We start from the raw sequence: 26448 nt of genomic DNA, 5'->3' as shown, positions 1-26448 counted from the left end.
GAATACCGCAATCCGGTGCGGCCAAACGCAACTAGCGGATTTACCAGTGCACTCCGGGCACCAATCGCACCAGCCGCTTGACCGGGCGGGGCGTCCGGATGCCGCGGGCGACGGCCCGCGCCGGGCGCTTCGGCTTGCGGCGGGCCGGTGCAGCCGCGCCCGGGTCGGTGGGCAGCCCGCGGGCCGCGGCCGAATCCGGGTAGCCCAGGTAGAGCTGATGCAGGATCCGCCGCGACAGCCTCGGTGTGAAGTAGTTGCCGACTTCGGCCAGCGTGCCCATCGGGGTATCGATGCGGGCCGGTTTCTCCACCAGCCCGCGCACCACCATCGCCGCGGCGCGCTCGGGGCTGATCGGCGGAACCGGGTTGAGCCGCTGCGACGGCACGATCATCGGCGTGCGGACCAGCGGCATATGGATGTTGGTGAAGGTGATGTGGTCGGACAGCGTCTCCGTCGCGACGACATCGGCGAACGCGTCCAGCGCGGCCTTGGTGGGCAGGTACGAACTGTATTTCGGATTGCGGGCCTGCACACCGGCGCTGGACACGTTGACGACGTGCCCGAACCGGCGCTCGCGCCAGTGCGGCAGCAGCGCCAGCACCATCCGCACCGCGCCGAAGTAGTTGACCGCCATCACCCGTTCGTAGTCGTGCATGCGGTCCGTCGCGTTGACCACCGAGCGCCGGATCGACCGGCCGGCGTTGTTCACCAGGTAGTCGACGTGGTCGAAGCGGCCCAGGATGTCCTTGACGGTGTGCTCCACCGAGGTGGAGTCGGTGACGTCGCAGGTGAACGCGAACGCTTGACCGCCGTTGGCACGGATCTCGGCCACCAGCTGATCCAGCGCGTCGGCGTTGCGGGCCAGCGCGAAAACCGTCGCGCCCTTTTCCGCGACGGCGATGGCCGACGCGCGGCCGATGCCGCTCGATGCACCGGTGATGATGACGTGCCGGCCCTGCAGCGGGCCCGTCGGGTCGTCGCGCCGCGCGCGGTCGGGGTCGAGGTGCTCGGCCCAGTACCGCCACAGCTTGGGGGCGTAGCTCGCGAACTCGGGGACCTCGATGCCGGTGCCGCGCAACGCTTTCCGGGTCTCGTCGCTGACGAATACGGGCTTCAGGTCGACGACGTCGAGGATCTCGGCGGGAATCCCGAGCTGGGTGGCCGCCATGTTGCGCATCCATTTGGCGCGCCCACTGGCCTTCAGCACCGGTGCCGCCACCGAGCGGGGCAGCGACCCGCGCAGCGGGGGCAGCCCGGCCGCCTTGGCGACACCGCGGTAGATGCCGCGCAGCCCAATGGTTTTCGGCGCGGTGAGGTGGAAGGTCTGCCCGTCTCGACCGTCGGCGTGCATGAGGGCGACCAGCGCGTCGGCCACGTAGTCGACCGGAACGATGTTGGTGCGCCCGGTATCGGGCAGCAGGATCGGCGTCAACTTGGGAAGGCGGGCCAGCACCGACAGTATTCCGAAGAAGTAGTAGGGACCGTCGACCTTGTCCATCTCGCCGGTGCGCGAATCGCCGACTACCACCGCCGGCCGGTAGATGCGGTAGCGCAGGCCGGGCGCCGAGCGCACCAGCGACTCGGCCTCGAACTTGGTTTGGTGATACGGCGTCGGCAACCGCTGGCCGACGTCGAAGTCGTCCTCGGTGTACTCGCCGGCGAAGTCGCCGGCCACCGCGATCGATGACACGTGGTGAAGCGTGGCGCCCAGCCGCTGCGCCAGCCCGATGACGGCGCGGGTGCCCTCCACGTTGGCGGCCCGCTGCTCGGCCTCGCCGGCGGTGAGGTCGTAGATCGCCGCGCAGTGCACGACATGGGCGACTGGACCCAGCTCCGCCACGGTCTCGTCGCTGAGCGTTAGCTCCGGAAGCTCGCCGACCAGTGGTTTCGCCCGTTCCCCCCACTGGGCGGCGAGGCGCTCGAAGCGTCCCAGCGACTGGCGGCGGACCAGCACCCACACCTCGGCATCGGCGTGCTCGTCCAACAGGCGAGCTACGACGCGGCGACCAATAAACCCGGTACCGCCGGTAACGACATACCGCATGCAGCCATGGTGGCGGTTGGTGCCGCGCACGTCAACCGTGATCTGTACCGCTATCGGCTAGACGTCGCTCAGGCCGTGAAGTTGCGGATGCCGTCCCAGTCCACCAGCGTCCAGCCGTCCACCGGGTTGCCGGTGACGACCACCCGGCCGATATTGGGCAGGGGATGGCTGCTCAGCAGACTGGTCTTGGCGTTCTTCGTGTTCATCAGCGTCCAGACCATGATCGCCGTGCCCTGCGAGAACACCGCCGGGCTGTGGTGACCGCTGTTGTAGATCTTCTGGATCGCGGCGGTGAACTGATCGTTGAACTGTTTGCCGCTGACCGACCCCGGGATGCTGTTCTGCAGGTCGCCGTTGATCCAGTCCGCCGGCGCCAGCATGTACGTCGAGCTTGACATCGTTTCGGGTTTGCCGTTGTACCAGCCGGCGTTGATCGACTGCAGGCCGTTGAGCACCTCGACCTGCTTGCCTAGTTCGCTGGCCAGCAGCCCGGCGGTCTGCTGGGCTTCCGCCATCTCCGAGGCGTAGACGCTGTCGTACTGGTTGTGGCCGGCCTGGTGTACCAGTTGCTGGGCCTGCCCCTTGCCCTCGGCGGTGAGGCTGGGGCCGGGGATACCGGTGTCGATGACCCCGTCCGCATTCGCCTGGGACTGCGCGTTGCGGATGAAGGTCAGGGTGATGCTGTGCGCCTGCGCCGAGCCGCCGCAGGCACCGACGATTACGGTTGCGGCAAGCACGCTGGCCGCCTTCCAGATCATGCTGCGATTGCGCATGGCGATAGCCTGCCCTGCCCACCATGTCGGTGGGAAGGGTTTGCGATGGTTGAGTGCAGAAAAAGCCGAATTTCCACTGGAGAGGATGCTCGTATGGCGATTGATCCGAGTGCCGTCGGTGCGGTGACCGAACCGATGACCTTCGAATGGACGGACCGGGACACGTTGCTGTATGCCCTCGGCGTCGGTTGTGGGATCGATGACTTGTCGTTCACGACGGAGAACAGCCACGACACTCCCCAACAAGTGCTTCCCACCTACGCAGTGATCTGCTGCCCGGCCTTCGGGGCGGCGGGCAAGATCGGAAAGTTCAACTGGGCCATGCTTTTACACGGATCGCAGGGTATCCGGCTGCATGCGCCGCTGCCGGCGGCGGGCAAGCTGTCGGTGGTCTCCGAGGTCACCGACATTCAGGACAAGGGCGAGGGCAAGAACGCGGTCGTGATGCTGCGCTCTCGGGGCACGGACCCGGACTCGGGGGCGCTGATCGCCGAAGCGTCGACCACCTTCGTCATCCGGGGCGCGGGCGGTTTCGGGGGGCAGCCGGGTCAGCGGCCGGTCGCGCCGGAATTTCCGGACCGCGAGCCCGACGTCCGGATCCCGCTGCCCACCCGCGAGGACCAGGCGCTGATCTACCGGCTGTCCGGTGACCGCAACCCCCTGCACAGCGACCCGTGGTTCGCCCGGGAGCTGGCCGGGTTCCCGAAGCCGATCCTGCACGGGCTGTGCAGCTACGGCGTGTCGGGCCGGGCGCTGGTCGCCGAGCTCGGCAAGGGGGTGGCCGCCAACGTCACCTCGATCGATGCGCGGTTCAGCTCGCCGGTGTTCCCCGGCGAAACGCTGACCACGCTGATCTGGCGCACCGAGCCGGGCAAGGCGGTTTTCCGCACCGAGGCGTCGGGCGCCGAAGGCAACCCCGCGCGCGTGGTGCTCGACGACGGCGCGGCGGAATACGTGGACGGCTAGCTGGTCGGCTAGCCCACGTGGGCGTCGCTTAGCTGACGCGCCAGCCGGTCGGTGAACTCGGTGACGCGCGCGGGGCTGTCCAGCGCGAACAGTGCCGCCGTGGCGCGGTCGCCATCGTCGGTGTGCCGCACCACAATTGGGACGCCGTCGTGGCGCACCGCGTCGAACGCATCCTCGTCGGTGATGTCGTCGCCGAGATAGATCGGCGTCAGGTTCGCGCCGGCCTGAGGACCGGCGTGACGCAGGTGGTCGATCACCCACCGAAGCGTTTTCCCCTTGTCCCAGTCGATATCCGGACGCAACTCGATGACTTCGCGGCCGGTGGTCACGCGCAGCGCGTGACGCTGACCCGCCGCGCGCACCGCCGCCGCCGCCTCGCCGACGCGATCTCGGGCGGCATTGCGATAGTGCACGGCCACACCGAATCGCTTGTGCTCCACCACAACACCGGGAACCGACCCGAGCTGGTCGCGCAGCTGGCCTGCGACGCGCTCCAGCACCGGAATGGCCGCCGCCGCGGCCTCATTTTGGTGGTGCGTTCCGTCGGGTGCGGTCAGCTCGAAACCGTGGCTGCCCGCATACCAGATGCCGGGCAGGCCGACCCGCTCGGTCACGTCGGCGAGGTCGCGGCCGGACAGCACCGCGACCGGGCAATGCGCGGCCAATTTCCGCAGCGCCTCGACAGCACCGGCGGCCGGCCGGGCCGCGTCCGGATCGTCGACGATGTCCGACAGTGTGCCGTCGAAATCGAAGAACACCGCCGGCTGCCGGGCGGTCAGGCCCGCGGCCAGGCCGAGGGCCTGCAATGCGTCGGGAAGCTGCGAGAGCCGTCGGTCCCCGGTCCGCACGGTCACTTCCTGCAGCCCGGCGACGACCGCGTCGGCGCCGAACCGGCGCAGCTCGTCGCGGTGACCCGTGGGGTCGACCCCGATGACCAACGCGAATCCACCGTCGCGCCCCGCCGCGACGCCGGCCGCGTCGTGCGCGACGACGACGCACCGACCGGGTCGCGCGCCCAGGCCGTCGGCCGTCTCGACCGGGCCACCCACGTGCACGTCGATCCCCGCCAGGGCGTCTCGGCGGTCGCGGTCGTTGGTAAAAACGGCGGTGCCGGCACCGATCTCGTGCAGCAGCCGGATCAGCGTCACCGCCGGGTCTGCCGCGGCGCCCTCGGCCGTCACCACCGCGTCGAGGTCGAACAGCACCGCGTCATGGCGGCGCGGGTCGATGATGACCTGCCCCAACTTGCGCACGACCAACTTTCTCACGGAGCGGAATCGAACATACATTCGATATACTCGCCGTGTGGGCTGGTTCAACGGGCCGCCGAGTTGGGCGGAAATGGAGCGGGTGCTCGATGGCAAGCCGCGCCGTGCGGGCGGCCCGGCCCCGGTCGAGCCGGCTTTCGAAGCCGGGGGAGACGTCCCCACGTCGCGCAAGCGCGGGGCGTATGAGCCGCCGGACGACAACCGGAGGGTCCGTTCGTCCGTCGCCTACGCCGAGCTCCACGCGCATTCGGCGTACAGCTTCCTCGACGGGGCCAGCACGCCGGAGGAGCTGGTCGAGGAGGCGGCCCGGCTGGATCTGCGCGCTCTGGCATTGACCGACCACAACGGGCTGTACGGGGCGGTGCGGTTCGCCGAAGCGGCCGCGGAACTCGACGTGCGTACCGTCTTCGGCGCCGAACTGTCTTTCGCGCCCGTCGCCCGCACCGAGGAGCCCGATCCGCCCGGGCCGCATCTGCTGGTGCTGGCCCGTGGCCCGGAGGGCTACCGTCGGCTGTCGCGGCAGCTGGCCGCTGCGCATCTGGCCGGCGGCGAGAAGGGCAAGCTGCGCTACGACTTCGACGCGCTGACCGAGGCGGCGGGCGGGCACTGGCACATCCTGACCGGGTGCCGCAAAGGCAATGTGCGCCAAGCGCTTTCCGACGGCGGGCCGGACGCGGCGGCCCGCGCGCTGGCCGACCTGGTCGACCGGTTCGGCGCGGCGCGGGTCAGCATCGAGTTGACCCATCACGGTCATCCGCTCGACGACGAACGCAACGAAGCGCTGGCCGCACTCGCGCCGCGGTTCGGTGTCGGTGTCGTCGCCACCACCGGCGCGCACTTCGCGGGGCCGTCGCGGCGGCGGCTGGCCATGGCGATGGGGGCGATCCGGGCCCGGCAGTCGCTGGATTCCGCCGCGGGATGGCTGGCCCCGCTGGGCGGTTCGCATCTGCGCTCCGGCGAGGAGATGGCCCGGCTGTTCGCGCAGCGGCCCGAGGCGGTGACCGCCGCGGCCGAGCTTGGCGAGCAGTGCGCGTTCGGGCTGGCGCTCATCGCGCCGCAGCTGCCGCCGTTCGACGTGCCCGACGGGCACACCGAGGACAGCTGGCTGCGGCAGTTGGTGATGGCCGGGGCGCGCGACCGTTACGGACCGGCCGAGGCCGCGCCGCGCGCCTACTCCCAGATCGAGCATGAGCTGAAAGTCATTGCACAACTGCAGTTTCCGGGATACTTCCTGGTGGTGCACGACATCGCCCGGTTCTGCCGGGACAACAACATCCTGTGCCAGGGCAGGGGATCGGCGGCCAACTCCGCGGTCTGCTACGCCCTCGGCGTCACCGCGGTGGACCCGGTGACCAACGAGCTGTTGTTCGAGCGCTTCCTGTCGCCCGCCCGTGACGGTCCGCCCGACATCGACATGGACATCGAGTCGGACCAGCGCGAAAAGGTCATCCAGTACGTCTACGACAAATATGGCCGGGACTACGCCGCACAGGTCGCCAACGTGATCACCTACCGGGGGCGAATCGCGGTGCGCGACATGGCCCGCGCCCTGGGTTTCTCGCAGGGACAGCAGGACGCGTGGAGCAAGCAGGTCAGCAGCTGGAACGGGCTGGCCGACTCGCCCGACATCGAAGACATTCCGCCGCAGGTGATCGACCTGGCCACCCAGATCCGGAACCTGCCGCGGCACATGGGAATCCACTCCGGGGGCATGGTGATCTGCGACCGTCCGATCGCCGACGTGTGCCCGGTGGAGTGGGCCCGCATGGAGAACCGCAGCGTTCTGCAATGGGACAAAGACGACTGCGCGGCAATCGGTTTGGTGAAGTTCGACCTGCTCGGGCTGGGCATGCTCTCGGCGCTGCACTATGCGAAGGACCTGGTGGCCGAACACAAGGGCATCGAGGTCGATCTGGCCAGGCTCGATCTCTCCGAACCGGCGGTGTACGAGATGCTGGCACGCGCCGATTCCGTTGGCGTGTTCCAGGTGGAGTCGCGGGCGCAGATGGCGACGTTGCCGCGGCTACGGCCGCGGGAGTTCTACGACCTGGTGGTGGAGGTGGCGCTGATCCGTCCCGGGCCCATCCAGGGCGGGTCGGTCCACCCCTACATCCGGCGGCGCAACGGCATCGATCCGGTCGTCTACGACCACCCCTCCATGGAACCGGCGCTGCGAAAGACGCTGGGGGTTCCGCTTTTTCAAGAACAGCTGATGCAACTCGCGGTCGACTGCGCCGGCTTCTCGGCCGCCGAGGCCGACCAGCTGCGGCGCGCCATGGGATCCAAGCGGTCGGCCGAACGCATGCGACGCCTGCGCGGCCGGTTCTACGACGGCATGCGCGCGCTGCACGGCGCCACCGACGACGTGATCGAGCGGACCTACGAAAAGCTGGAGGCATTCGCCAACTTCGGCTTCCCGGAAAGCCACGCACTGTCCTTCGCGTCGCTGGTGTTCTACTCGTCGTGGTTCAAGCTGCACCACCCGGCGGCGTTCTGCGCCGCGCTGCTGCGCGCACAGCCGATGGGTTTCTATTCCCCGCAGTCACTGGTGGCCGATGCGCGCAGGCACGGGGTGGTGGTGCACGGTCCGTGTGTCAACGCCAGCCTGGCGCACGCCACCCTCGAGAACGCCGGGACGGAAGTGCGGCTGGGTTTGGGCGCCGTCCGTCATATCGGCGACGATCTCGCCGAACAACTGGTCGAGGAGCGAAAAGCCCACGGCCCGTTCGCTTCTCTGCTGGATCTAACCGCCCGGCTGCAGCTATCCGTGCCGCAGACCGAAGCGCTGGCGACGGCCGGGGCTTTTGGGTGCTTCGGGATGTCCCGCCGCGAGGGTTTGTGGGCGGCCGGGGCGGCGGCCACTCAGCGGCCCGACCGGCTACCCGGCGTGGGGTCGTCGTCGCACATTCCGTCGCTGCCGGGGATGAGTGAGCTGGAGCTGTCCGCCGCCGACGTGTGGGCCACCGGCATCTCGCCGGACAGCTATCCGACGCAGTTCCTGCGGGACGATCTCGACGCGATGGGCGTGGTTCCGGCCGAGAAGCTGCTGAGCGTGCCCGACGGCGATCGCGTGCTGATCGCCGGCGCGGTGACCCATCGGCAGCGACCCGCGACGGCCCAAGGGGTGACCTTCCTCAATCTCGAGGACGAAACCGGGATGGTCAACGTGCTCTGCACGCCGGGGGTGTGGGCCCGGCACCGCAAGCTGGCCAACACCGCGCCGGCGCTGCTGGTGCGTGGCCAGGTCCAAAACGCCAGTGGCGCAGTCACTGTCGTGGCCGAGCGGTTGGGCCGCATCACCTTGGCGGTCGGTTCGCGCTCGCGTGACTTCCGCTGACTCAGCCCGTCGGTGTCGTCCACACCTTGGTCGGGGTGATCGTCAGCCGGGTGCTGTAGGAGCCCATCGCCTCGGTGAGACCAAACTTCGCCGCTTCCTCGCTGTACTTCGCCCAGTAGGGCTCGTCGTCGCGGCAGTCGACGTCGACGGCGTCCACCGTGGCGATCCCGCCGACGACGATGATGCCACCGCCGTTGCCGTCGGAATCCAGATTGAGGCTCACCTTCGGGTGCGACTTGATGTGGGCCACCTTGGCCGCCTGCGGCATGGAGTACACCGTCAGCTTCGCGCCGTCGAAGTAGAACCAGATCAGCCGCGGTACCGGTTGCCCCGATTTTGCGACCGTTGTCAGCCACCCATAGTGGTCGGAGATAAGCCTGCCGGAAACCTCTTGTGTCAGTTCGACGCTCATGGGCCCGAATGTAGTCTCCACCCATGACCCTCAACTTGTCCGTCGACGAAGTTCTCACCACCACTCGCTCGGTCCGCAAGCGCCTCGATTTCGACAGGCCGGTACCTCGCGAGGTGTTGATGGAATGCCTCGACTTGGCGCTGCAGGCGCCGACGGGCTCCAACTCGCAGGGCTGGCAGTGGGTCTTCGTCGAGGACACCGAGAAGAAGAAGGCGATCGGCGACATCTACCTGAACAATGCCCGCGGCTACCTCGCCTCGCCGTCGCCCGAGTACGCCGAGGGAGACACCCGCGGTGAGCGGATGGGCAAGGTCAGGGATTCCGCGACCTATCTCGCCGAGCACATGCACCAGGCGCCGGTGCTGATGATTCCCTGCATCGAAGGCCGCGAGGACAAGACGCCGCTGGGCGGCGTGTCGTTCTGGGCATCGCTGTTCCCGGCGGTGTGGAGCTTCTGCCTGGCGCTGCGCTCCCGCGGCTTGGGCTCCTGCTGGACGACGCTGCACCTGCTGCGCGATGGCGAAAAGCAGGCCGCCGAAGTGCTCGGCATCCCCTACGACCAGTACAGCCAGGGCGGGCTGTTCCCGATCGCCTACACCAAAGGCACCGACTTCCGGCGGGCCAAGCGGCTGCCCGCCGAGAGCCTCACGCACTGGAACAGCTGGTAGCCGCTAGGTCGTCACCGCCTAAACGGGGCGTCCGGCAGGAGGATGGTCTTGCCGTGCAGGCGGCCCGCGTCGGAGTCGGCGTGCACGGCCGCGGCCTGATCGAGCGGGCGCCGGTCGGCGACTTCGATGCGCAGCTGCCCGGCGTCGGCGCGGCTGACCAGCCCGGCCAGCTGCCCGGCGTCGCTGCGTACGAAGACCCGTTGCGTGCGGATCCGGCGGCCGGGGTTTTCCGGGCCAGAAGTCATGGTGCCGACGTGAAAGCCGCCGTCGGCGACGACGCCGATGAGGGCTTCGGTCTCCTCCGGCGAGGTGCTGACCAGGTTGAGCACCACGTCGAACGGTGCACCATCGACGTCGATCGGCGAGCGCGTGTAGTCGATGTAGTCGACGATCCGGTCGGCGCCCAAGCCGCGCAGGCGCTCGGCGTCACGCGCCTTGGCGGTCGCGGTCACGACGGCACCGGCCTGCGTGGCCAGCTGAATCGCGTAGCCGCCGACCGCGCCCGACGCGCCATTGATCAGGATCGTCTGCCCGGCCGTCAAACCGGCGATCTCGAACAGCGCTTGCCACGCCGTCAATGCGGGCTCCGGCAGTGCAGCCGCATCCGCTAGATCCACCGACTGCGGTGCGGCGGCCAGCGACTCGGCCGGCGCTATCGCGTACTCCGCGGCGGCGCCATCGGCATCCAGGGGCAGAAACGCGACGACCGCATCGCCGACGTTCCATCCCTGAACGCCGTCACCGAGTTCGGCGATCGTGCCCGAGACGTCGACGCCGGGGATGTGCGGGAAGCTGATTTGGTACACCTCGGCCAGATAGCCGCCGCGAATGCCGGCATCCACCGGGTTGAACGAGGTGGCGGCCACCTTCACCAGCACTTGCCCCGGGCCCGGCAGCGGTCGCGGGGCCTCCTCGTACTGCAAGACGTCGCTGTCGCCGTAACGGTGGTATCGCACAGCCTTCATGATCTTCCCCTTCCTCGATTGCTTCGATGTTGAAGCAGTTGCACCTGGAGTAACTTGCTTCAACATCGAAGCAATTCCGAAGACGGCTGTGACGGTCGTCTCATTGCTTCGATGTTGAAACATTAAGATGGCCGGATGGCCGAAGGCCTCAAGCCCGTGCAACTGCGCACTTACTTCGCCCTGACCGAGGCGACCAGCTTGCTCCAGTACGCCGTGCGACAGCAGTTGCAGGCCGAGGGCGGCCTCAGCTACGTGCAGTTCGAGGTCTTGGCCAAACTGGTCGACGCCGGCCAACCGCTCACCATGACCGAGCTCGCCGATGGCGTGGTCTACAGCCGCAGCGGCCTGACCCATCAGGCGGGACTGTTGGAAAAGGCGGGGCTCATCACCCGCCAAGTCAGTACCCATGACAAGCGCGCCACGGGCGTCGAGATCACCGAGGCAGGTCGAGCCCTTGTCGCCAAGGTTCTACCCGGCCACATCCAGGTCGTGCGCGAACTCCTGTACGGCTCACTTTCCGATCACGACGCGCAGATCCTCGGGGACCTGATGAGTCGCGTCCGCGATCACATGCGTGATCGGCCACCCCGCTCGGCCGCTCCGCGCAAACGCCACGGCTAGACCGCGCCCGCGTAGCCGTGCTGGCGCCAGGCCTCGTACACGGCGATCGCCGCCGCGTTGGCAAGGTTCAGCGAGCGCCGGCCGGCAAGCATGGGGATGCGCACCTGCTGCGTGACGTGGGGGTCGGCCAGGGTCGCCGCGTCCAGTCCGTCGGGTTCCGGCCCGAACATCAGCACGTCGCCGGCCCGGTAACCGATGTCGGCGAACGAGGTGCTCGCGTGCGCGGTGAACGCCACCACCCGCGCCGGCAGCAGCGCGTCCCACGCCGCCGGCAGCGACGGGTGCACGGTGACCGACGCGAGGTCGTGGTAATCCAGCCCGGCCCGGCGCAGCTTGGGCTCGGAAAGATGGAAACCCAGCGGCTCGACCAAGTGCAGTTCGGTGCCGGTGGCGGCCGCCGTCCGGATGGCGTTGCCGGTGTTGGGGGCGATGCGCGGGCTATAGAACAGCAGCCGAAACATCTGCCGATCATTGCAAAACCGTCCGTGCCGGTGACCCGCCGTGTTTGCCAGATTTGCTTGCCGGTGTAGGCAGAAACCTTAAAGGGCTCTGTCTGCTCAGTAACAATTCTGGTGACCTGAGGCTTGGGCTGTCATACTCGTCGGATTGCCAGGCGTTTTCCGCTCGCGCCTTTCTGCGCGGGGTGGGTGCGAATAAAGCAGGAAGTTTCATGAGGCTCTTTTGTTCAGCGCTGAATGTCAGCGCAGCGGCCCTTCGTGCGGCCGCGATCACGTGACCATGTTCGCCCGCCCGGCCGACTCGGTCGAGGCGGTTCCCCCCGAGTTCGCCGATGCCCCCGCCGCCGCGGCGCCGGTCAAGCGTCCGCCGGCCTGGTCGCTGACTAACTGGCCGGTGCGGTGGAAAGTCCTGGCGATCGTGCTGGTCCCGCTGGTTTTGGCGTCGCTTTTCGCCGCGTTGCGCGTCAACGCCGCCATGGCCAACTCCAGCGGCCTGCGGCTGGCCGCGGCCCGCGCCGACGTCCTACCGGCGATCACCAAGTACATGTCCGCGCTCGACGTGGCGCTGATGGCGAGCTCCGCCAACCGCGACCAGGAAGGCGCGAAGAAGAACTTCGAGGCCCGCAAGGGCGAGCTGGCGGCGCGGCTGGCCGACACCGACGTGACCCCCGACGTCCGGTCGGCGGTGACCAACCTGCTCAACGGCGGGCAGGCGCTGTTGAGCAAGGTGGCCGACAACAGCATCGGTTTGCGGGAGCGGGTGACCACCTATGCGCCGCTGCTGTTGACGGCCGAGGACGTCATCAACGCGTCGGTCCGGGTCGATGACGAGAAGATCCGCGCCGAGGCGCAGGGTTTGAGCCGCGCGGTCGGGGCCCGCGGGCAGATGACCATGCAGGAAATCCTGGTGACCCGGGGCGCGGACCTGCCCGAGCCGCAGCTGCGCACCTCGATGATCACCCTGGCCGGTACCGAGCCGTCGACGCTGTTCGGGATGAGCGAAGTACTGGGCGCGGGCTCGCCCGAAGCCAAGACGCTGCAGCAGCAAATGGTGACCCGGATGGCGATGATGTCCGACCCGGCCAGCCCGCTGGTCGACAATCCCGAGCTGCTGCGCTCGATACGGACCACCGACGGGATCGCCGAACAGGTCATCAAGGACGCCACCGCGTCGGTGACCAAGGCGGTGCACGCCCAGGCCGATGACCGGCGCCGCGCCGCGATCCTCGACAGCATCCTGGTGCTGGCCGCCATTGTGGTCGCTCTGGCCATCGTCTTGCTGGTGGCGCGCGCGCTCGTCGTGCCGCTTCGGGTGCTGCGCGACGCGGCACTCAAAGTCGCGCACACCGACCTCGAGGAAGAGGTCGCGCTGGTCAAGGGCGGTGGCGCCGAGCCGATCCCGCAGCCGTTGCCGGTGTACACCACCGAGGAAATCGGCCAGGTCGCGCACGCCGTCGACGAACTGCACACCCAGGCCCTGCTGCTCGCCGGCGACGAGGCGCGGCTGCGGCTGCTGGTCAACGACATGTTCGAGACCATGTCGCGGCGCAGCCGGTCGCTGGTCGATCAGCAGCTGCAGCTCATCGACCGGCTGGAACGTAACGAGGAGGATCCCGACCGCCTCGACAGCCTCTTCCGGCTGGACCACCTTGCGGCCCGGCTGCGCCGCAACAGCGCCAACCTGCTGGTGCTGGCGGGTGCGCAGCTGGCGCGCGACCAGCGCGAGCCGGTGCCGCTCGCGACGGTCATCAACGCCGCCGTTTCCGAGGTCGAAGACTATCGCCGCGTCGAAATCGCCCGGGTACCCGAGTCAACGCTGATCGGTGCCGCCGCGGGCGGTGCCATCCATCTGTTCGCCGAGCTGATCGACAACGCCCTGCGCTACTCGCCGCCGACGACGTCCGTGCGGATCTCCGGGGCGCCCGGCGGCGACGGTGGGGTGCTGGTGCGGATCGCCGACGCCGGCTTGGGCATGAACGACGCGGATCGGCGCATCGCCAACATGCGGCTGCAGGCCGGCGGCGAGGTCACCCCCGACAACGCCCGCCACATGGGGCTTTTCGTGGTCGGCCGGATCGCCGCCCGGCACGGTATCCGCGTCGGGCTGCGCGGTCCGGGCCCCAACGAGGCGGCGACCGGTACGACGGCCGAGATCTACCTCCCGGCGACGGTGCTTGTGGGCGCCGCCTCACGGGCGGCGGCGGCGCGAGCACGGGCCCGAGGCGTGTCCTCGCCGAGCACCCAACTCGCCAACGCCATGGCGACGACCGACCCCGGCGGCGAGGCCGCCCTGCGAGACGCCGACGTGGCCACGACGTCCGCCCACAACGGCGCTCACACGGCTGCCCCACCGGCTTCCCAATCGCCGGTCCCGCCGATAACCCTGCTGCCGCGCCGCGACCCGGGGTCCAGCGGCATCACCGAAGTTCCCGCCCAACCCCCCGAGAAGCCGCGCCGGCACCGGCGCGAACTGGCCACCCCCTGGTGGGAGACGCAGAAGCAGCCGGAGCCGAAACCGGCGCCGCCCGCGGAGACCGAAACCCCGGCCGCGGCGGTCTCGGACACCTCGGCATTCTTCGCCGCCCGGTCGCGGGATGTGCCCGCGGAGACGCCGGCCGCCGAACCCGCCGACGCGGACGCCGACGTGCCGGTCACTGCGGAAGCCGACGCGTCGGTCACTGCGGAAGCCGACGCGTCGGTCACCCCGATCCGGTCCGTCCAGGCGATCCCGTCGATCCCCGAGGCACCGGAGGCGCCGGAGGCCGCGGAGACCCCGAGCGAGGACGACGTGATCTACCGGCGGATGCTCTCGGAGATGCTGGGCGACCCGCACGACCTGGTCAACAGCGCCGACCTGGATTGGCAGTCGGTGTGGGACCGTGGCTGGTCGCTGGCCGCCGAGGCCGAGGACAAACCCGTCGAGTCGCACACCGCCGAGCACGGCCTGCCGGTGCGTACCCCCGGTGCGAGGCTGGTGCCTGGCGCGGCCAACGGTGTCGGCCTGTCCGCGCACGACCAGGCCGACGAGGACGGCCCCGACCAGGACGATGAAGGCTCCCTCGTAGGATCGAATGGCGGATCCGGTTCCAGCCGGTCCGAGCGGCGGCCGCAGCACGCGGCCGCGGTGCGCGACCCCGACGCGGTTCGCGCCTCCTTCAGCAGCCATTTCGGCGGCGTGCGCACCGGACGCTCGCATGCCCGTGAATCGAATCAAGGACCCGATCAGGAATGACGTCACCGGATAACTCACTGGACTGGCTGGTGACGAACTTCGCCCGCGAGGTCCCCGGGGTGGCGCACGCGCTGCTGGTGTCCGTCGACGGGCTGCCCATCGCCGCCAGCGAGCATCTACCCCGCGAGCGGGCCGACCAGCTGGCCGCGGTTGCCTCCGGGCTCGCGAGCCTGGCGACCGGGGCCGCGCAGCTGTTCGAGGGCGGGCAGGTGCTGCAATCCGTGGTCGAGATGCAGAACGGCTATCTCTTGCTGATGCGCGTCGGCGACGGCTCACACCTGGCCACGCTGGCGGTGACGTCATGTGACATCGGTCAGATCGGTTACGAAATGGCCATCCTTGTCGAACGGGTGGGCGGCGTCGTGCAGTCCTCCCGCCGGTCCGCTGCACACTCGTGAGCCGCGATGGACAAGCGCGAGTCCTGGCCGCCCTCACGTGAGGCGAGCCTCGTCCGTCCGTACACCCTGACGTCCGGACGGACCGGAACCAAAGTCGACCTTCCGCTGGAAGCGCCGATTCAAGCGTTGCAGGCCGGACTGGCGCACCGATGGCCGCCCAACGACGCGAGAGGCAAGATCATCCAACTGTGCGTCAAAAGCCCGTCCGTCGCGGAAATCTCGGCCCGGCTCGATTTGCCGGTCGGTGTCACGCGCGTCTTGATCGGCGATCTGGTGCTCTCCGAATACGTTCGGGTGCATCGAACGTTGACCGAGCGTTCGACCCGCGATGAGCGCCACGATCTCATAGGAAGGACGCTGCGTGCCCTACGCGCACTCTGAGCCGCACCCCGATGCGCACCCCGATGAGGGAGCCACCGCCTCGACGAAAATCGTGATCGCGGGCGGCTTCGGTGCCGGCAAGACCACGTTCGTCGGGGCGGTTTCGGAGATCATGCCGCTGCGCACCGAGGAGATGGTCACCGACGCCTCCGCCGGCGTCGACATGCTCGAGGCGACCCCCGACAAGCGGACCACCACGGTCGCGATGGACTTCGGCCGGATCACCTTGGAAGAGGACCTGGTGCTCTACCTGTTCGGCACCCCGGGCCAGCGCCGGTTCTGGTTCATGTGGGACGACCTGGTCCGCGGCGCCATCGGGGCGATCGTCCTGGTCGACTGCCGGCGCCTGCAGGACAGCTTCGCCGCGGTCGACTTCTTCGAGCACTGCAACCTGCCGTTCTTGATCGCGGTCAACGAATTCGAAGGCGCGCCACGCTATCCCATCGACGAGGTGCGCGAAGCGCTGACCCTGCCCCGCCACATCCCGGTGATCTCCGTCGACGCACGGGATCGCAGATCGGCGACCGACGCGCTGATCGCGGTCAGCGAGTACGCACTGGAAACGCTGGCCGCGAGCTGACCGCTTTGCAGCCCTGGGTCGATTGCGAGTTTTCCGGCAGGGATTTTCGCGACGAGGACCTCAGCCGGTTGTGCACCGAACGGGCCGTGTTCACCGAATGCAATTTCAGCGGCGCAAACCTGGCCGAATCGCAGCACCGCGGATCGGCGTTTCGCAACTGCACATTCGAGCGAACGCTGTTGTGGCACAGCACGTTTGCGCAGTGCAGCATGCTCGGTTCGGTCTTTGTGCAATGCCGGCTGCGGCCCACGACCTTCGACGAGGTGGACTTCACGCTCGCGGTGCTGGGCGGCAACGACCTGCGCGGTGTCGACCTGAGCGGCTGCCGGCTCCGCGAGGCCAGCCTCGTGGAAACCGACCTGCGCAAGGCCGTGCTGCGTGGCACCGACCTGTCCGGGGCACGGACCGCCGGCACCCGGCTCGACGACGCCGACCTGCGCGGCGCGACCGTCGACCCGTCGCTGTGGAGAACCGCAACGCTGGCCGGGGCGCGCGTCGACGTCGGCCAAGCCGTCGCCTTCGCGGCCGCCCATGGGCTGCGCTTGGACGCGGGCCCGGACGCCTGAGCCGTCGTACCCGCTTGAGCCGCTATCGCTTGAGCCGCTATCGCTTGAGCCGCATGCGCCACCACACGACGCCGGTATAGAACACCGACAACGCCGCGAGCATGGCCATGTCGAAGAGCCAGGTGCCGGACGTGTGCTGGAAGTGGCGGTCGCGGGGACTCTGCGGGCCGGGCGCCACCGTCCACAAATCCACCGTCGAGCCCGACGCCGCATATCCCCACCGCGAGGGCACCACCCAGGACAGCTGATCCAGAAAGATGCGGTTGGTGATCGGAACCATCCCGCCGGAGAGCACCATCTGCATCATCAACGACACCACCAGCAGCGGCATGATCTGCTCATTCGAGCGTGCCAGCGACGACAGCAGCAGGCCGAGCATCGCCGAGGCCACGCAGGTCGCCGCGACGGTGACGTACAGCTCGAAGGTGGCATTGCCGAGCAGCACGGCCGGCCGCGTCGGCGTGCCCTTGCCCACGACCACGATGGTGGTTGCGATCACCGCCTGGACGATGGCGAACACGCAGAAGACGACGACCTTGGCGCCCAGATAGGCCCCGGTCGACAGTCCCACCGCCTGCTCGCGCCGGAAGATGGCGCGCTCGCCGATGAGGTCGCGCAGCGTCAGCGCCGTACCCATGAAGGCGGCGGCCATGGTCAGCAGCATCAAGATCGTCGCGGCCTCGCCGGCGGAGGCGCTCGTCGGGTCGGCGATGCCGAAACCGGTGTCGCCGGGAACGGTCAGCGACAGCGCACCCATGACGAACGGCAACAGCGCCAGGAACACGAAATACGCGCGGTCGGACACGATCAGGCGAACTTGGCGCCGCGCGATCGTCGAGAACTGACGACGCACGCTGGTGTGCGCCGCGTCGCCGAGTTCGGCCGCGGGCGCTTCGGCCTCCGGCGGCGGCGGGGGTTTGTTCTGGGCCAGGAACCGGCGATTGGCCTCGTCCGGGTCGGCGCCGACCTTCGCGAAAATGTGGGCCCAGTTGGTGGTCCCCATGACCTCGCCGATCTGGTCGGGCGCGCCCAGGAACGCGGTCTTGCCGCCGGGGGCCATCAGCAGCACCTGATCGCAGATGTCCAGATACGTCAGCGAGTGGGTGACCACCAACACCACGCGGCCGGCGTCGGCCAGTTGCCGCAGCATCGTCATGACTTGCAGGTCCAGCGCGGGGTCAAGGCCCGAGGTCGGTTCGTCGAGGATCAGCAGCGACGGCCCGGTGAGCAGCTCGAGCGCGACGGACGCGCGCTTGCGCTGGCCGCCGGAGAGCTTGTCGACCCGGGTGTCCGCGTGCTGCGTCAGCCCCAGCTCGTCGAGGACCTGCGCGACGACCTCTTCGCGGTCGGTCTTGCTGGTGTCCGGCGGCAGGCGCAGCTCGGCGGCGTAGCCGAGCGCCTGGTTGACGGTCAGCTGGCGGTGCACGACGTCGTCCTGGGGCACCATCCCGATCCTGGTGCGCAGCGTCGCGTAGGCGGTGTGGATGTTGTGGCCTTCGAACGTGACGGTGCCGGCCGTGGGGGTGGCGTACCCGGCGATCAGCCGCGACAGCGTGCTCTTGCCGGCGCCTGATCCGCCGATGATGGCGGTCAGGGTGCCGGGCCTGGCCGTCATCGAGATCTTCTCGAGCAGGTTCTTGCCGTCGACGCTGAAGTCGACATGGCGGACCTCGAGACCGCCGGTGCGCGTCGCCGCTTCCTGGCGGCGCAGCAGGACGCCGCCGGTGAAGACCAGGTCGACGTTGCCGATGGTGACCACGTCGCCCTCGGACAGCAGCGCCGACCCGACCCGGAGCCCGTTGACGAACGTCCCGTTGATGCTGTTGGCGTCGCGGATCTCGGTGCCGATCGGCGTCGGGGCCAGGAACGCGTGATAGCGCGACGCCAGCACGTCGTGGATGACGATGTCGTTGTCGATCGCGCGGCCGATCCGGGCGGCGCCCGCGACGGGTGCCGCCCCCGATTCGGGCCCCAGGGGTTTGATCGTTCTGGTCGGGGCGTCGGGCCCGGGCCCGGCCGCTGCCGGTGGCACCTGGTGGGTTTGTGCCTTGGGCGCGACGATCGGAACCGGCTGCGGCGAGCCGGGCTGATAGCGGCGCGCGACCGGCGCCTGGGCCGGTGACTGGCGGGGCAAGGGGGGTGGTGCGATCGTCGGGATCACCTGCGTCGTCCGCGGTAGCGAGCCGACGCTGCCCCGGTGGTGCCCGACCTCGAAGGTGATCCGCGGCCCGTCGGGCTTGCCGATGTTGATGCTCTGCCCGTCCTGGATGTCGACGGTGGGCACGCGCTGGCCGTTGACGAACACACCGTTGAGCGAGTTGTTGTCGAGCGCCAACCAGCGGCCCTGGTCGAAGCGCAACAGCACGTGCGCGCGGGCGACCAGCGGATGGGCCACTCGCAGGTCGGCGCGCAGGTCGCTGCCGACCACCACGTCACCGCCCGGGGCGAAGCTGCCCTGGGATCGGTTGGACCGAACGGTCAGCACGGGCTGCGCAGGGCGATTCATCGGGTGATCAGTGCCGCTTGAGCCGGATCTTCCACCACACGATGGCGCTGTAGAGGACGCTCAACAGTGCGAGCATCGCCATGTCGAACAGCAGAATGTGTTTGGAGTGCTGCCAGACCGGGTCGTTGGTCGGGATCTGTTTGACCTTCACCAGTGACGGAAAGTCGATCGAGGACGCACCCCCGGCGTAGCCCCAGCGGGCGGGTGTCAGCCATGCGAGCTGCTCGAGACCGACGCGTTGGTAGACCGGGATCATCCCGCCGGACAACACCAGCTGCGACATGATCGACACCACGAGCAGCGGCATGATCTGCTCGTTGGACTGCGCCAGCGACGACAGCAGCAGGCCGAGCATCGCGGAAGCAACACAGGTGCCCGCGACGGTGACGAATAGCGAGAACGTCGAGTTGCCAAAGAAAGGCGGGTCTGCGGTCGGCGCGCCCTTGCCCAGCCGCACGATGAACGTTGCGATCGCTGCCTGCGCGGTCGCGAAGACGCAGAACACCACGATCTTGGCCAGCAGATACGCCGTGGTGGACAGGCCGACGGCCTGCTCCCGGCGGAAGATCGCGCGCTCGCCGATGAGGTCGCGGATGGTCAGCGCGGTGCCCATGAAGACGGCGCCGATGTTCAACAGCACCATGATGTACTGCGGCTGAGTGGGCGCGAGACCGAGCGGGTCGGCGGGGCCGAGGCCGGGTTTTGGGCCTTTCACGGTCAGCGACAACGCGCCGATGAGGAAGGGCAGGATCGCCAGGAAGATCGTGTAACCGCGGTCGGACACGACGAGGCGAACCTGACGGCGAGCGATGGTAGATAGCTGCCGCCACAGGTCGGTTTGGGGTGGTTCGCCCAGATCCGCCGGGCTCTCGGGGGCCGGCGCCTGCGACGACGGCTGGTTGCGTTCCTTGAAGCGGCGGTTGGCCTCGTCGGGATCGGCGCCCACCTTGGCGAAGATGTCGGCCCAGTTGCGGGTCCCCATGGCGGCCTCGACCTGGTCGGGCGGCCCGCAGAACGCGGTCTTACCGCCGGGCGCGACGAGCAGGATCTGATCGCAGACGTCGAGATAGGACACGGAGTGGGTGACCACCAACACCACGCGGCCGGCGTCGGCGAGCTGACGCAGCATCAGCATGACCTGACGGTCCAGCGCCGGGTCCAGACCGGACGTCGGCTCGTCCAGGAGCAGCAGCGATGGTTGGGTCAGTAGCTCCAGCGCCACCGAGGCGCGTTTGCGCTGGCCGCCGGAGAGCTTGTCGACCCGGGTGTCTGCGTGTTTGGTCAGCTCGAGTTCCTCGAGCACCTGAGCGACGACCTGGGCACGTTCCTCTTTGCTGGTGTCGGGCGGCAGGCGCAGCTCGGCGGCGTAGCCAAGGGCCTGGTTGACGGTCAGCTGGCGGTGCACCACGTCGTCCTGCGGGACCATCCCGATCCTGCTGCGCATGGACGCATATTCGGTATGGATGTTGTGACCCTCGAAGGTCACCGAGCCCGACGTCGGGGTGGTGTAGCCGACGATCAGCCGCGACAGGGTCGTCTTGCCGGCGCCGGAACCACCGATGATGGCGGTCAGCGTCCCGGGCCGGGCGGTCAGCGAGATGTGGTCCAGAAGTTGCTTGCCGTGGTCGACGGTGAAGCAGACCGAGTTCACCTCGAGGCCGCCGGTGCGCGTCGCCGCTTCGGTGCGCCGGACCAGGGTGTCGCGGGTGAACACCAGGTCGACGTTGCCGATGGTGACCACGTCGCCCTCGGTGAGCACCGCGGACCCGACCCGCACACCGTTGACGAAGGTCCCGTTGACGCTGTGCGCGTCGCGGATTTCGGTGCCCAGCGGCGTCTGAGTCAGAAACGCGTGATGGCGTGACGCCAGCACGTCCTGGATGACGACGTCGTTGTCGGTGGCACGGCCGATGGTGAGCGAGCCGACCGGCTTCTGTATCGCCCCGGACCGCGACGGCATCAGCGCCTGGAACATCTTCGTCGCGAGGTTGCCCACCTCCGGTTGCTTGGGGGCGGTGCGCGATATCTCGGTGTGCGGCGCGGCCGGCGCCGACGCCGCGGATCCCGCAAGCGGCGGCGGCGGGAAGTTGGGTGGCGGTGGCGGCGCACCGGGCGGAAACGCGGTCGGCCGCGCCGGTGGTGGCCCCGGCGGTGGGCCCGGATGCGGTCGACGCAGTGGGGGCGCGGCGCGGTTCGGTGGGCGCCCCGGCGGGCCGGGCGGCGCGGGCGGAGGGCCCGGCTGACCCGGGGACGGCGAGGGCGGCCACGCCGTTCCCGCCGCGTGCGCCGCCACGGGGATGCCCATCGACTCGGTGCGGGGCGGGCGACCCGCCATCCCTTGGTAGTGACCGATTTCGAAGGTCAGCTGCGGCCCGTCGGGATTGCCGATGTTGACGGTCTGGCCGTCGTGGATGTCGACCACCGGCACGCGGCGGCCGTTGACGAAAGTCCCGTTGAGCGAACCGTTGTCGATCGCCAGCCACCTGCCCTGGTCGAAGCGCAGCAGCAGATGGGCACGCGAAATCAGCGGGTGTGTGATGCGCATGTCGGCGCGGAGATCGCGACCGACCACCACGTCATGGCCCGCCGCGAAAGTCCGTTCGGACCCGTCGTGTCGAACGGTTAGCGCTGGCGGGGGTGCTGCGGTCATCGCCACAACTCTAGCCGGTGCAACTGTTGTCAGCCTGCAATGTCAGGCGCCCCGGTTACCACGCAGTGCGTCCGGCTGTAGACCGTGGGCATGCAGCGATTGCAGTGCGTGCACGCCGAATGCACGCCGTGCGCGGCGCCGTCGGCGGCGATCCGATTGACCAGGTCCGGCTCGGCCAGCAGGGCCCGGGCCATCGCGACGAATTGGAATCCCTCCGCCATCGCGAGGTCCATCGTTTCCCGGTTGGTGATGCCGCCGAGCAGGATCAGCGGCATCGTCAGCTCGGCGCGGAACAGCTTGGCGTGTCGCAAGAGATAGGCCTCGCGGTAGGGGTACTCGCGAAGGAATTTCTTGCCCGTCATGCGGATGCCCCAGCGCAGCGGCGGCTTGAAAGCGCGGGCGAACTCCTTGACCGGTGCGTCGCCGTGAAACAGATACATCGGGTTGACCAGCGAGCTGCCGGCGGTGAGTTCGATCGCGTCCAGCCCGCCATCGTCCTGCAGCCATTTGGCGGTGGTCAGCGATTCCTCGGTGCTGATGCCGCCGCGCACGCCGTCGGCCATGTTGAGCTTGGCGGTCACCGCGATCGGCGTCCCCTCATTCTCCACCGCGCGCCGGACGGCCATCACCATGCCGCGGGCCAGCTTGGCCCGGTTCTCCAGCGATCCGCCGAACTCGTCGTCGCGGCGGTTGATCAGCGGCGACAGGAACGAGCTCGCCAAATAGTTGTGGCCCAAATGGATTTCGACCGCGTCGAAGCCCGCCTCGATGGCCAGCCGCGCGGCGTTGGCGTGTCCTTCGATGACGTCGTCGATGTCCTCGCGGGTTGCCTTCTTCGCGAACCGCATCCCGATCGGGTTGAAGAACCGCACCGGTGCCAGGGCGGTGGCCTTGTTGGAGCGGGCGTTGGCCACCGGGCCGGCGTGGCCGATCTGCGCGCTCACCGCCGCGCCCTCTGCGTGGATCGCGTCCGTCAGCCGCCGCAGTCCCGGCACCGCCTCGGGGCGCATCCAGAGTCCGTTGCCCTCGGTGCGGCCGCCGGGCGAGACCGCGCAGTAGGCGACGGTGGTCATGCCCACTCCGCCGGCGGCCGGCAGCCGGTGGTATTCGATCAAGTCGTCGCTCACCAGCGCGCCGGGTGTGCGCGCCTCGAACGTCGCGGCCTTGATGATCCGGTTACGCAGCGTGACGGGGCCCAGCTTGGCCGGCGAGAACACGTCTGGGGTCTCGGGCATGTGGGCAGCGTAAACCTTGGCCATGGAACACTGTCAGGCGTGGGCGCAATCACGCTGGACGGCAAGGCCACCCGTGACGAGATCTTCGTAGACCTGAAGAAGCGCGTCGCCGAGTTGACCGCCGCGGGTCGCACGCCCGGGTTGGGCACCATCCTGGTCGGGGACGACCCGGGCTCGCAGGCCTACGTCCGCGGTAAGCACGCCGATTGCGCCAAGGTGGGCATCAACTCGATCCGCCGCGACCTGCCCGCCGACATCAGCGCGGCCGTGCTCGACGAGACGATCGACGAGTTGAACAGCAATCCCGATTGCACCGGTTACATCGTGCAATTGCCGCTGCCCAAGCATCTCGACGAGAACGCGGCGCTGGAGCGCGTCGACCCCGACAAGGACGCCGACGGGCTGCACCCGACGAACCTGGGCCGGTTGGTGCTGAACAAGTCCGCGCCGCTGCCGTGCACCCCTCGCGGCATCGTGCATTTGTTGCGGCGCTACGACGTCGAGATCGCCGGGGCGCACGTGGTCGTCATCGGCCGGGGTGTCACGGTGGGCCGCCCGCTGGGCCTGCTGCTGACCCGCCGCTCCGAAAACGCCACGGTGACGTTGTGCCACACCGGAACTCGCGACTTGCCCGCGTTGACCAGGCAGGCGGACATCATCGTGGCCGCCGTGGGAGTGCCGCACCTGCTGACCGCCGACATGGTGCGGCCCGGTGCCGCGGTGCTCGACGTCGGCGTCAGCCGGGTGGACGGCAAGCTCGTGGGTGACGTGCATCCGGACGTGTGGGACGTCGCCGGTCACGTGTCACCGAATCCCGGTGGCATCGGCCCGCTGACCCGGGCGTTCCTGCTGACCAACGTCGTCGAGCTGGCCGAGCGGCGATGACCGCCAGGACCGTCCTGCGGGCGCTCGTGCGGGCCCAGTGGCCGATTCTGTCGGTCGGGCTGATTTTCGCCGCGGCGTTTGTCTTGGTCGGGGCCAACTTCTGGCGCCGCGGTTCCCTGCTGATCGGCATCGGCGTCGGGGTGGCGGCGGCGCTGCGGCTGGTCTTGTCCGAAGACCGTGCCGGCCTGCTCGTGGTGCGCAGCAAGGGCACCGACTTCATGACGACCGCGATCGTCGGGGCCGCGATGATCTACATCGCGTCGACCATCGATCCGCTGGGGACGCGTTAGATCCCCGGCGTGTAGTTGCCTGGGATGCCGGGCATGCCCCCAGGCACACCCGGCATCCCTCCCGGCATGCCCGGCATCCCCCCCGGCATGCCCGGGACCTGCGGCACACCAGATAGGTTGCCGTTGGCTATGTTTGCCATTTCGGTCGGGCAGTACGTCTGTATCGCGATCGTGGTGAACATCTGGGCCATTCCCGGCGACAGGCCGGCGCCCCGCACGCGCTGCACGGCCGCGGCCATGCTCCCGCCCGGCTGGGCGAGCATCGGGCAGATGGATTCGCCGACAGCCATCGCGTTGCCGGGTTGGCCGAAGTCGACGCCGGCGTGGTTCAGCGCGTCGATGAAGGCATCGTCGGTCCCCGGGTCGGCCTCGGCGGGCGCCGAAAAGGCCGCGGCCATGGTGAGCAGGGCGGCCGTCGCCGCCAGCAGGCGGATCGTCAGGGGCTGACGGCGAAACAACCAGAGCCAGTCCTGAGTTCGTGCCAGAGCCTTCAACAGCTTCCCCATCCGTCCCGAGTGCGCTCATGGCACTCAAATCACTCTGGAAACTTTGGTCTACTACTGTCACATTTACAACACGGGGAGATAAAGGTTTGCACACTATGCGTTTCGTGAACGCGACGTGCGCGAGACATCGGTTATTGGAGCGGCTGTAGGTCGACACGCGCCGACACGCGCGTCGACACCGGACTTTCGGGGCGAAATGGTCCAGAATCTGGCATGACGACGAATCGCAGCCGTCCGTCTGACCCCGTGATCTCCCGTGTTATCTCCCGTCAGGCGTTACTCCGCGGCGCCGCCGGAGCGTTGGTGAGCGGGACGGTGTTCGGCGGCACGCGTGCGGCGGCCGACCCGGATCCCGGGTGGGACGGTCTGGCCTCGTCGATCGGCGGTACTATTCTGTTGCCCGCCAACGGAACTCAGTTCGCGACGGGCAAGCAAGTCTTCAATTCGTTCTACGACAACTCCAATCCCGCTGCGGTGGTGAGGGTTTCGTCGCAAGCCGACGTGCAGAAGGCGTTGTCGTTCGCCGCGGCGCACAACCTGAAGGTCGCGCCGCGTGGGGGAGGGCATTCGTATGTCGGCGCGTCCAGCGCCACCGACGCGATGGTGCTCGACCTGCGCGGGCTACCGGGGGGAGCGAACTTCGATGGCGGTAGCGGCAACGTCACGGTGACGCCGGCGACGAATCTCTATGCGGTCCACCAGGCGTGCGCCGCGGCGGGCCGCGCGATCCCCACCGGGAGCTGTCCGACGGTCGGCGTCGCGGGGCTGGCGCTCGGCGGCGGGATTGGGGCCGATTCCCGGCACGCGGGCCTGACGTGTGACGCGCTGAAGTCCGCCACCGTGGTGCTGCCGAGCGGCGACGTCGTCACCGCCTCGGGTAGTGACCATCCGGATTTGTTTTGGGCCCTATGCGGCGGTGGCGGGGGCAATTTCGGCGTGACCACGTCGATGACGTTCGGGACCTTCGCCACCGCCGACAGCGACGTGGTCCGGCTGGACTTCCCGCCGGCGTCAGCCGTTCAGGTGCTCGTCGGCTGGCAGTCGTGGCTGACCGGCGCGGACCGAAACACCGGCGGAATCGTCGATCTCGCCATCGGCGCGACTCCAAGGTGCCATATCCTGGCGATCTGTCCGGCCGGCGCGGGATCCGGGGTGGCCGATGCCATCAAATCGGCGGTCGGCGAGGCGCCCACCGCGGTGCAGACCAAGACGTTGAGCCACATGGATCTGGTGATGTTCCTGGCCGGCGGCAGTTCGGCGCCTCCGCCGCGCGGGTTCGTCGCCGGATCCGACGTCACCGGTCCGGTGGATTCGGCTGCGGCCCATGCCATTGCCACCGCGATCGGGCAGTGGCCCGCCTCGGCGGGACAGGCGTCGGTGCTCGTCGACCCGTTGGGCGGCGCGGTGGGCGATGTGGCCGCCGGAGACACCGCATTTCCCTGGCGTCAGCAGTCCGCGGTGCTGCAATGGTACGTGGAGCCGGCCGCGAGTCAGGTTTCCGCAGCCAAGCAGTGGCTGACTTCCGCGCACCGAGCGGTGCAACAGTTTTCGGCCGGCGGCTACGTCAATTACCTCGAGGCCGACACCACCGCGGCCCGCTATTTCGGACCGAACCTGCCGCGGCTGACGACCGTCCGGCAGAAGTACGACCCGAACCGGATCATGTTCTCCGGATTGAACTTCTGACGCCTTCCGGCCGGTCCACCG

The 26448-nt window shown here is 68.8% G+C and carries 22 protein-coding genes; 12 read left to right on the top strand and 10 right to left on the bottom strand.

Features of this window, described 5'->3' with window-relative positions; all coding sequences use genetic code 11:
• Positions 1-40: 40 nt before the first annotated feature.
• Both A5744_RS07210 and A5744_RS07205 read right to left on the bottom strand, forming a co-directional pair.
• Positions 41-2044, bottom strand: a complete 2004-nt coding sequence (locus A5744_RS07210; protein ID WP_076059695.1) for an SDR family oxidoreductase — start codon at positions 2042-2044, stop codon at positions 41-43.
• Positions 2045-2112: 68 nt separating this feature from the next.
• Entirely contained in the window at positions 2113-2817 is a 705-nt protein-coding gene (locus tag A5744_RS07205; protein WP_076059654.1) for a histidine phosphatase family protein, read from the bottom strand.
• A gap of 93 nt (positions 2818-2910) precedes the next feature.
• Here A5744_RS07205 and A5744_RS07200 point away from each other — a divergent pair, with 93 nt between their 5' ends.
• On the top strand, positions 2911-3783 hold the full coding sequence (locus A5744_RS07200; protein WP_076059652.1) for a MaoC family dehydratase: 873 nt from the start codon (positions 2911-2913) through the stop codon (positions 3781-3783).
• An 8-nt stretch (positions 3784-3791) separates the two neighbouring features.
• Here the strand turns inward: A5744_RS07200 and otsB are convergent, their stop codons facing one another.
• Complete coding sequence (gene otsB / locus A5744_RS07195; RefSeq protein ID WP_139331270.1) at positions 3792-5036, bottom strand: trehalose-phosphatase; 1245 nt, start codon at positions 5034-5036, stop codon at positions 3792-3794.
• Between the two features lie 52 nt (positions 5037-5088).
• Here otsB and A5744_RS07190 point away from each other — a divergent pair, with 52 nt between their 5' ends.
• The gene (locus A5744_RS07190) at positions 5089-8388 is read left to right on the top strand and encodes an error-prone DNA polymerase (RefSeq protein ID WP_076059649.1); all 3300 of its coding nucleotides are present in this window, start codon (positions 5089-5091) and stop codon (positions 8386-8388) included.
• A 1-nt stretch (position 8389) separates the two neighbouring features.
• On the opposite strand, the gene A5744_RS07185 is transcribed toward A5744_RS07190, so the two are convergent.
• A complete protein-coding gene (locus A5744_RS07185; RefSeq protein WP_076059647.1) occupies positions 8390-8800 on the bottom strand; it encodes a TIGR03667 family PPOX class F420-dependent oxidoreductase in 411 nt (136 codons plus the stop codon).
• A 23-nt stretch (positions 8801-8823) separates the two neighbouring features.
• Between A5744_RS07185 and A5744_RS07180 the strand changes: the two genes are divergently transcribed.
• The gene (locus A5744_RS07180) at positions 8824-9468 is read left to right on the top strand and encodes a nitroreductase family protein (protein ID WP_076059645.1); all 645 of its coding nucleotides are present in this window, start codon (positions 8824-8826) and stop codon (positions 9466-9468) included.
• Positions 9469-9479: 11 nt separating this feature from the next.
• Here the strand turns inward: A5744_RS07180 and A5744_RS07175 are convergent, their stop codons facing one another.
• Positions 9480-10433 carry an NADP-dependent oxidoreductase gene (locus A5744_RS07175; protein WP_076059643.1) on the bottom strand — a complete coding sequence of 318 codons (954 nt, stop codon included), beginning with the start codon at positions 10431-10433 and terminating at the stop codon, positions 9480-9482.
• 135 nt (positions 10434-10568) lie between these two features.
• Between A5744_RS07175 and A5744_RS07170 the strand changes: the two genes are divergently transcribed.
• Positions 10569-11054, top strand: a complete 486-nt coding sequence (locus A5744_RS07170; protein WP_076059641.1) for a MarR family transcriptional regulator — start codon at positions 10569-10571, stop codon at positions 11052-11054.
• On the opposite strand, the gene A5744_RS07165 is transcribed toward A5744_RS07170, so the two are convergent.
• Positions 11051-11515 carry a tRNA (cytidine(34)-2'-O)-methyltransferase gene (locus tag A5744_RS07165; RefSeq protein ID WP_076059639.1) on the bottom strand — a complete coding sequence of 155 codons (465 nt, stop codon included), beginning with the start codon at positions 11513-11515 and terminating at the stop codon, positions 11051-11053. The two genes, A5744_RS07170 and A5744_RS07165, sit on opposite strands and share 4 nt — an antisense overlap.
• A 277-nt stretch (positions 11516-11792) precedes the next feature.
• On the opposite strand from A5744_RS07165, the gene A5744_RS07160 reads away from it, so the two are divergent.
• The 5 genes from A5744_RS07160 to A5744_RS07140 are packed head-to-tail and all read left to right on the top strand — an operon-like array spanning position 11793 to position 16669.
• A complete protein-coding gene (locus tag A5744_RS07160) occupies positions 11793-14744 on the top strand; it encodes a sensor histidine kinase (RefSeq protein ID WP_083679226.1) in 2952 nt (983 codons plus the stop codon).
• Positions 14741-15142 carry a serine protease inhibitor gene (locus A5744_RS07155; RefSeq protein WP_076059635.1) on the top strand — a complete coding sequence of 134 codons (402 nt, stop codon included), beginning with the start codon at positions 14741-14743 and terminating at the stop codon, positions 15140-15142. Before A5744_RS07160 ends, A5744_RS07155 begins: the two co-directional genes overlap by 4 nt.
• Before the next feature lie 6 nt (positions 15143-15148).
• The gene (locus tag A5744_RS07150; RefSeq protein WP_076059633.1) at positions 15149-15523 is read left to right on the top strand and encodes a DUF742 domain-containing protein; all 375 of its coding nucleotides are present in this window, start codon (positions 15149-15151) and stop codon (positions 15521-15523) included.
• Positions 15504-16103, top strand: a complete 600-nt coding sequence (locus A5744_RS07145; RefSeq protein ID WP_076059632.1) for an ATP/GTP-binding protein — start codon at positions 15504-15506, stop codon at positions 16101-16103. The genes A5744_RS07150 and A5744_RS07145 overlap by 20 nt, the downstream gene beginning before the upstream one ends.
• A gap of 5 nt (positions 16104-16108) precedes the next feature.
• The gene (locus tag A5744_RS07140; protein WP_076059630.1) at positions 16109-16669 is read left to right on the top strand and encodes a pentapeptide repeat-containing protein; all 561 of its coding nucleotides are present in this window, start codon (positions 16109-16111) and stop codon (positions 16667-16669) included.
• Positions 16670-16706: 37 nt separating this feature from the next.
• Here the strand turns inward: A5744_RS07140 and A5744_RS07135 are convergent, their stop codons facing one another.
• From A5744_RS07135 to A5744_RS07125, 3 genes are read right to left on the bottom strand one after another with little or no spacing between them, the layout of a single operon-like run.
• The gene (locus A5744_RS07135) at positions 16707-19175 is read right to left on the bottom strand and encodes an ATP-binding cassette domain-containing protein (RefSeq protein WP_076059628.1); all 2469 of its coding nucleotides are present in this window, start codon (positions 19173-19175) and stop codon (positions 16707-16709) included.
• Between the two features lie 7 nt (positions 19176-19182).
• Positions 19183-21825: an FHA domain-containing protein gene (locus tag A5744_RS07130; RefSeq protein WP_076059693.1), complete on the bottom strand. Its 2643-nt coding sequence runs from the start codon at positions 21823-21825 to the stop codon at positions 19183-19185.
• A gap of 29 nt (positions 21826-21854) precedes the next feature.
• Positions 21855-23060, bottom strand: coding sequence for an NADH:flavin oxidoreductase (locus A5744_RS07125; protein ID WP_076059691.1), 1206 nt, complete (start codon positions 23058-23060; stop codon positions 21855-21857).
• 39 nt (positions 23061-23099) lie between these two features.
• Between A5744_RS07125 and A5744_RS07120 the strand changes: the two genes are divergently transcribed.
• Positions 23100-23945 (top strand): bifunctional methylenetetrahydrofolate dehydrogenase/methenyltetrahydrofolate cyclohydrolase, encoded by an 846-nt coding sequence (locus tag A5744_RS07120; protein ID WP_076059627.1) that lies wholly within the window; start codon positions 23100-23102, stop codon positions 23943-23945.
• Positions 23942-24235: a DUF3017 domain-containing protein gene (locus A5744_RS07115; protein ID WP_076059625.1), complete on the top strand. Its 294-nt coding sequence runs from the start codon at positions 23942-23944 to the stop codon at positions 24233-24235. Before A5744_RS07120 ends, A5744_RS07115 begins: the two co-directional genes overlap by 4 nt.
• On the opposite strand, the gene A5744_RS07110 is transcribed toward A5744_RS07115, so the two are convergent.
• Positions 24232-24729 (bottom strand): DUF732 domain-containing protein, encoded by a 498-nt coding sequence (locus A5744_RS07110; protein ID WP_170874442.1) that lies wholly within the window; start codon positions 24727-24729, stop codon positions 24232-24234. The genes A5744_RS07115 and A5744_RS07110 overlap by 4 nt on opposite strands.
• 261 nt (positions 24730-24990) lie before the next feature.
• Between A5744_RS07110 and A5744_RS07105 the strand changes: the two genes are divergently transcribed.
• On the top strand, positions 24991-26427 hold the full coding sequence (locus A5744_RS07105; RefSeq protein WP_076059690.1) for an FAD-binding oxidoreductase: 1437 nt from the start codon (positions 24991-24993) through the stop codon (positions 26425-26427).
• Positions 26428-26448 lie beyond the last annotated feature (21 nt).

The sequence above is a fragment of the Mycobacterium sp. IS-1264 genome (assembly GCF_001954195.1).
Lineage (GTDB): Bacteria > Actinomycetota > Actinomycetes > Mycobacteriales > Mycobacteriaceae > Mycobacterium.
The sequence above is the reverse complement of the archived record's forward strand: the minus strand, read 5'-3'. Positions and strand labels throughout refer to the sequence as shown.